General features: G+C 64.3%; 13 protein-coding genes. 5 read left to right on the top strand and 8 right to left on the bottom strand.

The genetic code is table 11. The annotated features are described in order from the left end of the window. Positions 1-2,702, bottom strand: a 2,702-nt coding sequence (locus ACSFA8_RS18350) for a galactose oxidase early set domain-containing protein (protein WP_435480915.1), incomplete at its 3' end; no start/stop codon positions are given. Between the two features lie 130 nt (positions 2,703-2,832). Here ACSFA8_RS18350 and ACSFA8_RS18345 point away from each other — a divergent pair. The 3 genes from ACSFA8_RS18345 (at position 2,833) to ACSFA8_RS18335 (ending at position 5,909) form a co-directional block, all read left to right on the top strand. Further along, positions 2,833-3,111, top strand: a complete 279-nt coding sequence (locus tag ACSFA8_RS18345) for a VOC family protein (RefSeq protein WP_435480914.1) — start codon at positions 2,833-2,835, stop codon at positions 3,109-3,111. Next, positions 3,095-4,219, top strand: a complete 1,125-nt coding sequence (locus tag ACSFA8_RS18340) for a 3-deoxy-7-phosphoheptulonate synthase (protein WP_435480913.1) — start codon at positions 3,095-3,097, stop codon at positions 4,217-4,219. The genes ACSFA8_RS18345 and ACSFA8_RS18340 overlap by 17 nt, the downstream gene beginning before the upstream one ends. Positions 4,220-4,460: 241 nt before the next feature. After that, positions 4,461-5,909 (top strand): IS1182 family transposase, encoded by a 1,449-nt coding sequence (locus tag ACSFA8_RS18335; protein ID WP_435480912.1) that lies wholly within the window; start codon positions 4,461-4,463, stop codon positions 5,907-5,909. Positions 5,910-6,199: 290 nt separating this feature from the next. On the opposite strand, the gene ACSFA8_RS18330 is transcribed toward ACSFA8_RS18335, so the two are convergent. Then, on the bottom strand, positions 6,200-6,985 hold the full coding sequence (locus tag ACSFA8_RS18330; protein WP_435480911.1) for a DUF2182 domain-containing protein: 786 nt from the start codon (positions 6,983-6,985) through the stop codon (positions 6,200-6,202). A 205-nt stretch (positions 6,986-7,190) separates the two neighbouring features. Here ACSFA8_RS18330 and ACSFA8_RS18325 point away from each other — a divergent pair, with 205 nt between their 5' ends. Then, positions 7,191-7,805 carry a DUF1326 domain-containing protein gene (locus tag ACSFA8_RS18325; protein WP_435480910.1) on the top strand — a complete coding sequence of 205 codons (615 nt, stop codon included), beginning with the start codon at positions 7,191-7,193 and terminating at the stop codon, positions 7,803-7,805. A gap of 360 nt (positions 7,806-8,165) precedes the next feature. On the opposite strand, the gene ACSFA8_RS18320 is transcribed toward ACSFA8_RS18325, so the two are convergent. From ACSFA8_RS18320 to ACSFA8_RS18295, 6 genes are all read right to left on the bottom strand, one after another. Further along, the gene (locus ACSFA8_RS18320) at positions 8,166-8,561 is read right to left on the bottom strand and encodes a tautomerase family protein (protein WP_435481089.1); all 396 of its coding nucleotides are present in this window, start codon (positions 8,559-8,561) and stop codon (positions 8,166-8,168) included. 308 nt (positions 8,562-8,869) lie between these two features. Beyond that, on the bottom strand, positions 8,870-9,352 hold the full coding sequence (locus ACSFA8_RS18315) for a GreA/GreB family elongation factor (RefSeq protein ID WP_435480909.1): 483 nt from the start codon (positions 9,350-9,352) through the stop codon (positions 8,870-8,872). 113 nt (positions 9,353-9,465) lie between these two features. Beyond that, the gene (locus ACSFA8_RS18310) at positions 9,466-9,816 is read right to left on the bottom strand and encodes a hypothetical protein (protein WP_435480908.1); all 351 of its coding nucleotides are present in this window, start codon (positions 9,814-9,816) and stop codon (positions 9,466-9,468) included. 265 nt (positions 9,817-10,081) lie between these two features. Then, positions 10,082-10,762 (bottom strand): hypothetical protein, encoded by a 681-nt coding sequence (locus ACSFA8_RS18305; protein WP_435480907.1) that lies wholly within the window; start codon positions 10,760-10,762, stop codon positions 10,082-10,084. 84 nt (positions 10,763-10,846) lie between these two features. Beyond that, entirely contained in the window at positions 10,847-11,401 is a 555-nt protein-coding gene (locus ACSFA8_RS18300; protein ID WP_435480906.1) for a VOC family protein, read from the bottom strand. A gap of 52 nt (positions 11,402-11,453) precedes the next feature. Beyond that, on the bottom strand, positions 11,454-12,170 hold the full coding sequence (locus ACSFA8_RS18295) for an FCD domain-containing protein (RefSeq protein WP_435481088.1): 717 nt from the start codon (positions 12,168-12,170) through the stop codon (positions 11,454-11,456). Positions 12,171-12,309: 139 nt separating this feature from the next. On the opposite strand from ACSFA8_RS18295, the gene ACSFA8_RS18290 reads away from it, so the two are divergent. Further along, complete coding sequence (locus ACSFA8_RS18290) at positions 12,310-12,888, top strand: amino acid synthesis family protein (RefSeq protein ID WP_435480905.1); 579 nt, start codon at positions 12,310-12,312, stop codon at positions 12,886-12,888. The last annotated feature ends 14 nt before the right edge of the window (positions 12,889-12,902 follow it).

The following is a 12,902-nucleotide window of genomic DNA, read 5'->3' as shown; positions in this document are numbered from 1 at the left end:
GGTGCGGACGCCAGCCTGCAGGACTTCACCACGAAGGGCGCCGGGTCGGTGCCGAAGAAGTCATTGCTGCAGTGCGCCGTGCCGCTGACTGTCTTCTGCACCCAGCGCGTGTCGGCGCCGTAAGCCACCAGCGTCTGGCTCGGCACCGTGAAGGTGCCGCCCTCGGGGGCCAGTGTCGCTCCGGACGGCGCAGGCGCAGGCGCAGGCGCAGGCGCAGGCGCAGGCGCAGGCGCAGGCGCAGGCGCAGGCGCAGGCGCAGGTGCAGGTGCAGGTGCAGGTGCAGGTGCAGGCGCGGGGGCTGGGGCGGGCGACGGAGCCGGCGAGGACGTCACCAGCCTGCAGGACTTCACCACGAAGGGCGCCGGGTCGGTGCCGAAGAAGTCATTGGTGCAGGGCACAGTGCCGCTGACCGTCTTCTGCACCCACCGCGTGTCAGCACCGTAGGCGACCAGGGTCGGAGCCGACACGGTGAAGCTGCCGCCTTCGCCGGCAAGCGTGGCCCCCGAAGGAGGAGCTGGTGCTGGTGGCGGTGCGGGAGGAGCGGGCGCCGGCGCCGGCGCCGGCGATCCTGAGACGCCCGAATCCGCCACGCAGGATTTGGTCGCGCCGGGCGCCGGATCGGTGCCGAAGAAGGTGGTGGTGCAGGTGCCGGCGCCGGTCACGACCTTGTCGACCCAGCGGTTGTCGACGCCGTAGCTCACCAGCACCGCGCTCGGCATGTTGAACGCGGCGTTTTGCACGGCGACGGTACGGTCGGTAGTCGTCTGCGTGCTGCCCGGGGTCACGCCGGAAGCCTTGGTTGCGAGCACCTGGCAGTTTTTGGTCACGGTGGGCGAAGGGTTGGCCCCGAAGAAGTCGCTCTGGCAACTCACGCTGCCGGAGACGGTCTTCTGGGTCCAGTTCCCTCCCACGCCAAACTCCACGACAGTCGGCGCAGGCAGGTTGAAGGTCTGGCCCTGGTCGGCGACCTTGGTCATGCCCCCATCTACCTTGAGGATTTTTCCAATCGAGGGGACGCCGGCGTCGTCGATCGCAAACAGCAAGTAGTGGCCGATCGGCACGACGTTCGGGCTCTCGTTGAAGGTGATGTCAACATTGGCACTGCCGCCGGCCTGGGTGAAAGGCAGCTCGAGGAAGCGCTCCCCGAAACCGGTGGAATGCGTGACCGCGCCGGTGTGGATCAGCGTGACGCGTCGGATCGGCCGCGAGGACGCGACGGTGACGCGGAAGTCGGTGCCCAGCGTCAGCTGGGGCGGCGTCTGGTTGATGATGGGGCGCGGCCGGCGCTGGCCGTTGCTGTCGAACAGGTAGGGCGGCGAGTAGATTTCGGCGTTGAGGTTCACCACCGGCCCGGGCGAGCCGCCGCCGGCCGACAGCACCGTGCCATCGGGCAGCAGCATCGCGGTCGAGTGATAGAGGCGGGGCTTCGTCGCCTCGGCGCCGGTGCTCCACTGGCCCGTGGCGGGATCCCAGATCATGGCGCTGAAGGCGGTGTCCACCAGCTCGTTGTAGGTGGCCGAGCCGCCGGTGACCAGCACCTTGCCGTCCGCAAGCACCGTTGCGCTGGCCCAAATGCGATTGGCCCCGGGGCCGGGGATCGAAGTCATGACCGGCGTGCTGCCATTGAAGTCCACCACCATCGCGCTGCCGTCCTCGGCGACCATCAGGATCTTGCCGCGGTCGAACATGGCCCAGGGCATGCTCCAGCTCGCCGCCTTGGGAAAAGTGCCGATCTGCATGATGAAGGGTGTCTCGGTGTTCATGCTGAACAGCCCGCTTCCGCCGGTCACCAGCACGCGCCCGTTGGGCGCCAGCACGGCGCGCGGATAGAAAAAGTCCGCCGGCCAGCTCTGGATGTCGAGGGTCTGCCAGCCGAGCGTGGGGCGGTAGATTTCGGGTATGCCGGATCCCCCCCCGTCGGCGTTGATGCCGGCGACGATAAGCTGGCGCCCGTCGGCCAGCGGCACCAGCGTGCCGTACCAGCGCGCATAAGCCATCGGTGGCCCGGGCGTGATGGTGGCCGCGGCGGGGTCGTACAGATTGACGTCACGCACGCCCGCGTTCACCGCGTTCGGCGTGATTCCGCGGGTATCGCCGCCGGCCAGCAGCACGAGCCCGGACGGCAGCGTGGCCTGGGCAGTGCAGAAAAGATCGGTGCGGGTGGTGTGCTGCAGCAGGCTATGGGCGTTGGTGGCGGGCGTCCACACGTCGTAGTAGAGCTGGGCGCCTTGGGCACCGCTCGGGTCGGTGCCGTAGCTCATGACCTTGCCGTCGGGCGTCAGCACCGCGTGGATGGCATTGATCGGCCAGCTGATCGGGGCGGCCCATTGGCCGCCCACGCTTGGCGCTACCGGGGCTGCTGCCGCTACCGCCGCAGCGGTCGTGGTCTGACCCGGCGCCCCGGGGCCGCGGTCGATCGGGGCAGCACGATCCCGCTCCAGCTGCCGCAACCGGGCGATGTCGTCCGGCGACCTGACGGCCTTGCTGATGGGCGCCGATGGAGACGGCGGCTTGGGCACCTCGCCGGCGGCCGGCGCGGGCGCCGGTGCTGGTGCCGGCGCATTGCTGGCACCGGTGGGCGTTGCGGCCATGCCGGTACCTGCGCTGTCGCCGCCACCACCGCAGGCGGTGATTACCAATGGCGCGCACAAGGCAATCCATGCGAAGCCCGAAGCACGCGGATCCGGCGAGGCGCTTGACATATCCCACCCCTTGAAGTGAGAACTTTGCAGTTATACATCGGCCATGCCCGGACCGCGCCATCCAATGGAGGTAGTGCCAAAGACCTAAGAAAAAGGCCTGAAAAGCTCTGCCGTGCCCGGAATCCAGTCGATGCGTGACATCTGGGCCAAGGCAGAGGCGCGCGGGGCAACCGACATTCGCGGACTCAACCATGGCAACGCGCTGTCGGTCTACATGCTCGATCCAGAAGGCAACATGGTCGAGATCTACGTGTTTGCCGAGCGCGTGACCCGCTGCGCGGTAGAGATCGACGGCGTCGGCCTTGCAGCGAGGCTGTATCACACGCGTGTCGGCTGTGGGCGCCTTCGAGATGACAATCGAAGGAGCTCAGTTCGAAATCACAGCCACGACCATGTCCCGTCTCGATGACCCCCTCCACGACGCCGAAATCGGCTCCCGCGACAGCACGCTCGACACCACCCGAATCGACGACGTGCGTATCGGCGCCGTTCGTCCGCTCATCACCCCTGCGTTGCTGCAGGAACGCGTGCCCGTGCGCGACAACACGCTGGCGCTGGTCGAAGGCAGCCGCGCGGCGATTGCCGACGTGCTGCACGGCCGCGACGACCGGCTGGTAGTCGTGGTCGGCCCCTGCTCAATCCACGACCACGACCAGGCAATCGAATACGCACAGCGTTTGAAGACGGTCGCCGATTCGCTGCAGGACGATCTGCTGATCGTGATGCGTGCGTACTTCGAAAAACCGCGCACTACCGTGGGCTGGAAGGGCTACATCAACGACCCGCACCTGGACGGCAGCTTCGCGATCAACGAAGGGCTGGAACGCGCGCGGCGCCTGCTGCTCGAGCTGACTACCTTGGGCCTGCCGACCGGCACCGAGTTTCTTGACCTGCTGAGCCCACAGTTCATTGCCGACCTGATCGCCTGGGGTGCCATCGGCGCCCGCACCACCGAGAGCCAAAGCCATCGGCAGCTGGCGTCGGGCCTGAGTTGCCCGGTCGGCTTCAAGAATGGCACGGACGGCAGCGTCAAGGTCGCAGCCGACGCCATCCTCGCGGCCCGCGCACCGCATGCCTTCATGGGCATGACCAAGATGGGCATGGCGGCGATCTTCGAGACTCGCGGCAACGACGACTGCCACGTGATCCTGCGCGGCGGCAAGGCCCCCAATTATTCGGCCGCGGATGTCTCGGCCAGCTGCGAGGCGCTGCTGGCGAACGGCCTGCGGCCCCAGGCCATGGTCGACGTCTCGCACGGCAACAGCAGCAAGCAGCATCAGCGGCAGATCGTGGTCGCTGAAGACGTGGCGGCGCAGATCGCGGCCGGCGAGCGGCGCATTACGGGCATCATGATCGAGAGTCATCTCGAGGAAGGACGGCAGGACTTGAAGCCCGGCGTCGCGCTGAAGCACGGTGTCTCGATCACCGATGCCTGCATCGGCTTTGCTCAGACGGTGCCGGTGCTCGAGGGATTGGCTTCGGCGGTCAAGGTGCGGCGGCGCTTGTCGAAGGCGTGAGGCTGGAGGGGGCTTGCTTGCGGGTGTTACTTGCGCGATCTGGGTGCGTTGGGCGGCTTCAGACTGAATACGGTCCTTAAGCCACGACGCCTGACCGTCGCCATCGGGCCCGGTGCGGTCCTTCAGCATCAAGAGAAGCTGACCTTCGTCAAAGTCACCGAACGGCCGAGGCTGTGTGAAAACACTTCCCCACGCGCCACTCTAAAAATAAAATCAGGTCACCCGTTTGAGCGAGGTGCCCATGAAGCGATTCATCGAAGGCGAAGATCGACACCAGGTCGCGTTGCTTCCGGAATGTCTTGACGACTATATCGGCGAAGACAACCCGGTGCGCGTCGTCGATGTCTTTGTCGAGGAACTTGATCTTCAAGCACTCGGCTTCAAGGGGACGGATCCAGCCGCCACCGGCCGGCCGGCGTACCACCCGGCGGTGCTGCTCAAGCTCTACATCTACGGGTACCTGAACCGCATCCAGTCCAGCCGGCGCCTGGAGCGAGAGGCCCAGCGCAACGTCGAGCTGATGTGGCTCACCGGCCGGCTCGCTCCGGACTTCAAGACCATTGCCGACTTCCGCCACAACAACGGCGCTGGCATCCGCAATGTCTGCAAGCGCTTCATCGCCATGTGCCGTGAACTCAAACTGTTCACGCAGGCCATCGTGGCGATCGACGGCAGCAAGTTCAAGGCAGTGAACAGCCGGGACCGCAACGTCACGCCCGGCAAGATCGACAAGCGCCAGCAACAGATCGAGCAAAGCATCCAGCGTTACCTCGACGCACTGGAGACGGCGGATCGCACGCATCCCGCAGAGGTCGAAGCCAAAACCGAGCGACTGCAAGACAAGATCAGGAAGCTGCGCGATCAGATGCGCCAGCTCGACGAGGCCAAGGAGCAGTTGAAGCACGAACCCGATGGGCAACGCTCGACCACCGATCCCGATGCCCGTTCAATGATCTCGCAAGCCAAGGGCTCGGGCCTGGTGGGCTACAACGTCCAGACGGCGGTCGATGCGAAGAACCACTTGATCGTGGCGCACGAGGTCACGAACGTCGGCAACGACCGCGCGCAACTCAACAAGATGGCGCGTGCTGCGCGCGAGGCTATGAACAAGCCCAGACTTCAAGCCTTCGCCGACCGCGGCTACTTCAATGGCACGGAACTCAAGGCCTGCGAGGATGACGGCATCACGGCCTTCGTGCCCAAGCCGATGACATCAAACGCCAAGGCCGCGGGTCGCTTCGACAAGACCGACTTCATCTACGTCGCGAAGGACGACGAGTACCAATGCCCTGCGGGTGAACGAGCGATCTACAGGTTCAGCACGCTGGAGAAGAACGACAACAAGCTGCACGTCTACTGGCCCAGCGCCTGCCCCGCTTGCTCTCTGAAAGACCAGTGCACGACCAGCAGCTATCGCCGCATCCGACGTTGGGAACACGAAGCGGTGCTTGATCGGGTGCAGCAGCGCCTTGATCGCAAGCCCGACGCTATGACCTTGCGACGACGCACCGTGGAGCACGTGTTCGGCACGCTGAAACACTGGATGGGATCAACCCACTTCCTGACCAGGACGCTGGCGCATGTGAGCACAGAGATGAGCTTGCATGTGCTGGCCTACAACCTCAAGAGGGTAATGAAGGTGCTGGGATTCGCCAGAACGATGAAGGCGATGCAATTGGCTGGGGCATGAGCCCCTTTTAATCGCACTGCGCTGCTTGGATTGGTCTGCGCGTTGCGGCTCTGGCCTATTGGCCGCGTGCTGCCTCTACTGCGCGCTGTCGAGCTGCTGAGTTGGGCATACTCGTGTGCCGCGTGAGTTTCCACACAGCCTCGGCCAGGAGCAGACGGCCAACAAAGTCGGCTCTCCGGCGGTGGAGAACGCCATGGCTTTACTCGCAGCAGTGGGCGGAGCGGTAGTCGTTTGACGTGCGGGAGCGTTCCTCCATTTTGGTCACGCTGACGAAGCCGTACGGCATTGGGTCAGTCCGGCAGCAGCAGCGGCAGAAGCCGCCAAGCGCCGGCGCCAAGAAAGGCCAGGCCGAGCAGCGTCGCGACGCGTTCTCCGCGTGGCGCGAGCTTCTCGACTGCGACGACGATCGACAGCGCCGCGATCCACGCCAGGTTCATCACCCCGCCGATGAACAGCAGCGCCATCAGCGCCCAGCAGCAGCCCAGGCAGAACAGGCCGTGGCGCCAGCCCATGGCGAAGCCGCCGAAGCGCCCGCCGCGCCATTCGCCAACGAGAAAGCCCATCGGCGTGCGGCAGCGCGCCAGGCAGATGCGCTTGAGCGACGAGAACTGATACGCGCCGGCCACCAGCAACAGCGCGCCCGACAGCATCGCCGAGGTGCTGACGATCATCGGATTCACCCAGCCGACGGCCTGAAGCAGCCATTGCGCCGCGGTCGCCGCGACGCTGAAGATCAACCACACCAGCAAGTAGGCGCCGACGAACTGGCGCGAGCGCGCGCGCTGCCCGTTGCGCCGGGACAGCGCGACGAATGCCTGCACCATCGGCAGCGCCGACGGCAGCATCATCGCGGCCATCATCACCGCCCACATGGCGACGATGGCCAGCAGGTTGGCCGCGCTCCACTGCGGCGACATCGGCATGGTCAGCTGCGCCAGCGGATGGCCCATGTCGAAAGCGAGCCAGGCCAAGCCGGCCCAGCCCAGCACGGCGAGCGCCAGCCACAGTGCGGCCGCCTTCGACAGGCCTTGCGTTCGCGGCGCTCGTTGCGGCCCCTCTTCGGCGTGGGTGGTCATTGTTGGTTGCGCTGGCGCCTAGACGGCATCGGCCCACCATGAGCGGCGCGGCGCTGCTTGTCAACCGCAATAGCCCCCGGATTCATCGTGGGCACTGCGATTGCGCGCACCGTTGATTGGGCGTAACGTCACCTCTCCCCATCGGCACGAGCGGCCGGTTGCCCGGATCGTCCGGCCGCATGTTCACCCGCAGGAAGGATCAGTCATGGCGACCTGGCAGATTAGCGGCGAATACATGGAAACCTGCAACTGCACGCTGCTGTGCCCGTGCATCACTTCCAACCTGGCGGCCACTCCGACCGAGGGCGACTGCAAGGCGGCGGTGACAATGCGAATTGAGAAGGGGTACAAGGACAGCGTGCCACTCGACGGCCTGAGCTTCATCGTGATGATGCATGCGCCGGGCGCGATGGGCGCGGGCAACATCACCGTCGGGCTGATCATCGACGAGCGCGCCAGCGACGCGCAAGTCGAGGCGATCAGCGCCATCGCCACCGGCGCGGTCGGCGGGCCGATGGCCGCACTGGGGCCGCTCGTCGGCAAGATCGCAGGCGTCGAGCGTCGGCCGATCCAATTCGATGTGGACGGCCTGAACCGAGCAGTGCGTGCAGGCGACCTGGTGGATCAGGCCTGCGAAGGCATCCCCAGCGCCAGCGCGCCTGGCCAAGCGATCGGCGTGGACAACACCGCGCACCCGGTGAACAGCCGACTGTCACTGGCCAAGGCGACTCGCAGCCTGTTCAACGTCTTCGGCATCAAGTGGAACGACTCGACCGGCACGCGCAACGGCCACTTCGCGCCCTTCGCCTGGGCCGGCTGAATTACAGCGCGCGTCAGCGCGCATGCCACTCCGTCCACAGCCGGCCCAGATTCTCGCTGGCTTGAGTAGCTGTGCCGCACGTCACACGCCCGGTTCGATTCGACGAGCAGGTGCAGTGCAACGCCGCCGGACAGGTGCTGCCCAAGCTCGAGACACCGTGGCGCGACGGCACCACTCACTTGGTGATATCGCCGCTGGAGTTCATTCAGCGGTTGTTGTCTTGCGGCGCCTTCGTTAGCACTCCTGTCCGCCGCTATCGCGCCCTGGATAGACAGCTTCTGGGAGGCGAATCGCGCAGCCTGAAGTACCGCTTTGGGTGGCGGATTCAACCGGTCGATGCCTCGGGCTCTCCTGGCCGTCTCACACTTCGCCGGGCTTCCAGTCTGGGCTGTAACCGCCAAGCGCCGGGTGGTACATCTCGTCCCCGTCGTGCTGAGTGAACTCGACGTTGAGTCGATTCTCCTGCAGGCCGAGAATGTCAGCGCAGTGCTGGCAGAGGGCCTTTGCTACTTGCATTCGCAGCTCGGCAGGCCGGCCTCTGCGGATGTCCAACATAAGCATTGAGACGGGAGCCGGCTCGCCCCCCATCTCTGGAATGCGCCACACCCCGCCCTCGCCCAGCTCACGGATGGCGACGCTGATTCGCCGAATGTCCACGGACATCATGCGCGCGTAGGTATCACTCATCGCCGCGGCCAACCGCTTCTTGTCGCCTACGGAATAGCTGCTGGTCACGTCTAACTGAAGGTACGGCATAAGACTCGATTGGACGAAATGAGCGAAGGTCCGGTTGTGGCCGTTTTCCGTCATCGTAGCAGGCGGCTTGGGCCCGAATCAGTCCTTCAATGCGAGAGGTTTACTGACGGATTTGCCGCGGTTGCAGCCGGCGATGTCGGCCCCCTGAGTTCACGGTCTGGGCCACGCAGCGGTCATCCATGCGCCACTGGCATCTCGGACACAGTGGCCAGTTTCAAAGTACTGCTGACGTTGCCAGCCAGTCGGTACGTTCATGACGCCTGCACGTCTGCTGACCTCGGCCAATTCGGCGTGAGCTTGCTTGCGGCCTATTGAACCCACAGCACCTCAAACTGCTGTCGGATTGGAGCGACCTGTATCGCCACCTCATCACCCTCGCATTTACCCAGCATGGCCCTGCCTAAAGGGGCTTCGCTGCTGATGACCTGAACGAGCTGAGCGCCGCTGACCAACTTCATGCTGCCCCCATCCGGCCCGAGAAAGAGCTGTTGCTGCTTTTTGTCGGAATCGACTAGGCAGACCAGCGCGCCGAGCTGTATACCTTTGCTGGTGTCGTAGGGACGCAGGCGGAATTGGCGCCAATTGGCTATCGCCTGGCGGATGCCTTCGGCGCGCCGAGCTTGGCCGGTGGCCAGGTAGGCGGCTTCGAGTCCCAATGTGTCGTATTTGTTCTCGGCAATGTTTTCTTCGTGAGTCGCCGTTTCATGGGCCGCCCGCACTGCCTGTTCGGCTTGCAGCAGATCTTCGGCGAGCCGTTCCAGCACCTGCTGCTGCAGCAAGAATTTATCCATGATGAAAGGTGGGCACACGCTCAAGATGATTTCGTCGGAAACCAGCGCCGAAGGTCCGCTGCAGGCCGTCTGCGGCCGTCGATGGTTGACCGGTGAAGCTTCTCCGTTCTCGCTCAGTCCCACCAGCAGTAGAGCGGATTGCCACAGACGCCATGGGCCCCAAGACTGCCGGCGTCTGATCCCCAGAAACAGTAGTACTCGCCCTCGTCGGGCTCAAAGACCAGCCAGTAACCTTCCGACCTCGCGAGCAGGTATCCAGTAATCTTCGTCCCGAGTTCGCGATGAGAAAATCCAGGTTCGACGACCGTGGCGGACACCTTCTCGGCGGCGGTGGCGTGGGCTCGAATACTCGACCGGAGCTTCTCAAAGTACGTCACCTCTTCCTCACCTTTGGGCACGATGATCCCAGACGTGTCGGCCAGCGCGGCCTCAAGGCTTGCCCAGTAGGGATTGGCTTGGTTCATGACTTTTGACTGACTTTACCAACGTCCGATCACTGTGAAAAGCCGCGCGGTACCAAAACTGAGGGGTCGTGACCAAAGTCCGCTCTTGGCCGAACTCGGAAGTCTAGCCTCAACCGACGACAGTCCGGTTCCGCTGCAAAGCGGACTCCAGACGCCGGGCAGAACAGTTCGAGCCGGTAAACAGGGGCGTTGCAGCAAGCTGAGCACGGAGGTCGATCCTCCCGCCTGCGGCGGCTGGGACGACGAGGCGAACGGGGTTAATGGGTCAACCGAGGCGCGTCCCCTTGCTTTCCGCCCTATTGATAAGCCACGTCATCAGAGCACCCGGCACAAGAAAGCCGAGGGCGACCAGCGTGCCGTGCAGCAGATAAGTCAAAGGTTCGTCCAACCCGGCGACGTGCTTCATAGGCGAAAGCCAGGGTGAGAGGTTCAGGAACAGGACAACGAGCAGTATCGAAGGCCAGAGCAGGCTGACCCCGCGGCGGGCGCTTGCGACCCATGCGTACGCGGCCAAGGCTGCAGCAAGGACACCTTCCAGAACCCAGGACGCAGTGCCCAGCTTGCCCCACAGCCCATAGCCCACATGGGTCTCGGCGTGTGGATACAGCGCCATATCGTGGTTGTGCACGGGCCAGTCTGCGACGAGATGCGAAAGGGCCGCGACGAACGCCAGGGTCGCGACCCGCCTGTCTCGCAGGAAAAGCGCGCCCCAGATCGCGGACCAGAACAACCCGGCCAGCAATGAGTGGTCCCAGTCTATGAACTTGAGGTCGAAGAAGAGGTATGGGCCGGCAAGCAGGTTCGGCGCCACGCGATCCCAGCCCAGGACGATGAAGATGCCATCAAGAATGTCCAGGAAACCTGCGCCGAGCATGATTGGCAAGGCGGGTACTCCTGGATAGCGTGCTTTCAGCGCCAGGCCGATGGCGAAATGACCGACGTACATAAGCGGATGTTAGAGCTTGATGTCAGGCCCCTCTGCGCAAGTACGCCTTCCGCCCCTTCGCTTCCGCCGCCGGTCGGCAGCGGATCACGCACTCGGCAAAGGCGCACGGCTCAAAAAGTCAGCCTGCCAGTCGGCCAGGGTCTTGAAGGTCGGATCGCGGCGGCAGATCGCCTCGGTCTCGCGCAGGATCTCTTCGTCGGACAGCGAAAGATCCAGCGGGTCGCCATGGGGCTGTTCGACATAGAAAGGCGTGTCGACGTAGATCTCGACCATGTTGCCTTCGGGATCGAGCATGTAGACCGACAGCGCGTTGCCATGGTTGAGTCCGCGAATGTCGGTTGCCCCGCGCGCCTCGGCCTTGGCCCAGATGTCGCGCATCGACTGGATGCCGGGCACGGCGAAAGACAGTTGCATCACCGTGCTGAACTTCACGTCGGCAGGCCGGCCGGAAGCGATGACCAGCTGGTGATGCTGGTCCGGGCTGGCACTCGTGAACACCAACTTGTTCTTGAAGGTCTTGCCAACGCCGGTGTCGGTGATGGTCAGGTCGAACACCTCGGTATAGAACGCAACCATCTTGTCGAGGTCGGTTACGTAGATTCCAAAGTGCGAAGGCGTGGGTCTGCCGACCTTGAGCATGTGCGTCTCCTAGTCTCGGTGTCTCGCACGCCAGCGCGGCGTGCGGCTTTTTTCAGGCGTCAGCGGCGCGCCGCATGGCGGCTTCCACGTTGCGTTGCGTGCTCAGGATGTGCTCCGAGAGCAACGCGCAAGCCGTCTCGGTGTCGCGGCGCAGGGTGGCATCCATGATCTTGCGATGCTCATTGGATTTGCGACGGCCGGCTTGCCGGTAGCGCGCGGAGAAGCGCCGATAGCGCTCGGCCTGATCGAACAGGCTCGCGCTCCAGACCCGTTGCCGTTCCGACGCACACGCGGCGATCAGCGCAGCATGGAAAGTCCGGTGAACCGCACTCCACTCCTCGTCCAGGATGACCGGCCCGTCGCTCAGGCGGGATTCCACTTTTTCCAGCCGGTGAAAGGCCGCCACGATGGCCCCCTCCCAGGCGTCGTCGCCGAGTTCGATGGCGCTGCCCAGCGCCTGGACGTCCAGCATGAGGCGCATGTGCGTGATGTCGTTCAAGTCTTCCGATGAGATCGGCGCGACGCGGAACCCTCGCCGCTCGTCGGCGCGGACGAGCCCTTCCTGCGTGAGGCGGCTCAGCGCTTCGCGCAACGGACTGCTCGAAAAGCCGTAGTGGCCCTGCAACTCGTCGAGCTTGAGCTTGCTGCCCGCTTCGAAGGTACCGACCAGGACGTCGTGCCGGAGACTGCGAAAAGCCTGTTCCGACAGCGGCGTCGAGGAATCGGTCGCGTTGATGTTGAGACTGTTCATGGCGCTCATTTTATGCATAAAAAAAGAAAGCATGCAAACGCCATAAGGCACTTTCGATGCACAAGACGAGTAGGGGAAACACTAGGAGCTGAAGATATTTTTGTGCATAAACTAATTTTCATGCACATTTAATTGTTCAACATCCTGAAGCCGCTCCATGTCCCTGATCGAAATCCGCAAGCGAAGCCTGACCGTCGAATCCATCTATCACGAGGGCGGCCCGGTGGCGGCCACGCCCTTGAAGCTGGCCGCGTCGTGCGCCGTCATCAAGAACCCCTATGCCGGCCGCTACGAACCGGATCTGTTGCCGTTCATGGCGGAACTGCGCACGCTCGGCACCCTGCTTGCCGAAGAATTGGTGGCCACGCTCGGCAAGGAGAACGTCGAGGTGTACAGCAAGGCCGCCATTGTGGGTGTTGACGGCGAAATGGAACACGGCGCGGTGTGGCACGAGGCCGGCGGCTGGGCAATGCGCGCCGTGCTCGGCGAGCCGAAGGCGATGGTGCCAGCGGCCAAGGCCGTCGCGGCCACGGGCTACCGGCTGATGGTTCCGCTGCACAACATCCACGCCTCTTACGTTCGCAGCCACTACAACAGCATGGAAATCGGCATCCAGGATGCGCCGCGGCCCAAGGAGATCCTGTTCGCGCTGATCATGGGAACCGGCGGTCGCGTCCACGCGCGCCTCGGTGGCCTCACGAAGGACGGCATCAAGGTTCACGACGGCCAGCGCTGAGTTCATCCGCGCCG

The sequence above is a fragment of the Variovorax nitratireducens genome (assembly GCF_051216545.1).
Taxonomy (GTDB): domain Bacteria; phylum Pseudomonadota; class Gammaproteobacteria; order Burkholderiales; family Burkholderiaceae_C; genus Variovorax.
The sequence above is the reverse complement of the archived record's forward strand: the minus strand, read 5'-3'. Positions and strand labels throughout refer to the sequence as shown.

Coding starts and splice junctions, on each gene's coding strand:
- ACSFA8_RS18345 (WP_435480914.1), top strand. CDS start 2,833: ATGCGTGACATCTGGGCCAAGGCAGAGGCGCGCGGGGCAACCGACATT.
- ACSFA8_RS18340 (WP_435480913.1), top strand. CDS start 3,095: ATGTCCCGTCTCGATGACCCCCTCCACGACGCCGAAATCGGCTCCCGC.
- ACSFA8_RS18335 (WP_435480912.1), top strand. CDS start 4,461: ATGAAGCGATTCATCGAAGGCGAAGATCGACACCAGGTCGCGTTGCTT.
- ACSFA8_RS18330 (WP_435480911.1), bottom strand. CDS start 6,985: ATGACCACCCACGCCGAAGAGGGGCCGCAACGAGCGCCGCGAACGCAA.
- ACSFA8_RS18325 (WP_435480910.1), top strand. CDS start 7,191: ATGGCGACCTGGCAGATTAGCGGCGAATACATGGAAACCTGCAACTGC.
- ACSFA8_RS18320 (WP_435481089.1), bottom strand. CDS start 8,561: ATGCCGTACCTTCAGTTAGACGTGACCAGCAGCTATTCCGTAGGCGAC.
- ACSFA8_RS18315 (WP_435480909.1), bottom strand. CDS start 9,352: ATGGATAAATTCTTGCTGCAGCAGCAGGTGCTGGAACGGCTCGCCGAA.
- ACSFA8_RS18310 (WP_435480908.1), bottom strand. CDS start 9,816: ATGAACCAAGCCAATCCCTACTGGGCAAGCCTTGAGGCCGCGCTGGCC.
- ACSFA8_RS18305 (WP_435480907.1), bottom strand. CDS start 10,762: ATGTACGTCGGTCATTTCGCCATCGGCCTGGCGCTGAAAGCACGCTAT.
- ACSFA8_RS18300 (WP_435480906.1), bottom strand. CDS start 11,401: ATGCTCAAGGTCGGCAGACCCACGCCTTCGCACTTTGGAATCTACGTA.
- ACSFA8_RS18295 (WP_435481088.1), bottom strand. CDS start 12,170: ATGCATAAAATGAGCGCCATGAACAGTCTCAACATCAACGCGACCGAT.
- ACSFA8_RS18290 (WP_435480905.1), top strand. CDS start 12,310: ATGTCCCTGATCGAAATCCGCAAGCGAAGCCTGACCGTCGAATCCATC.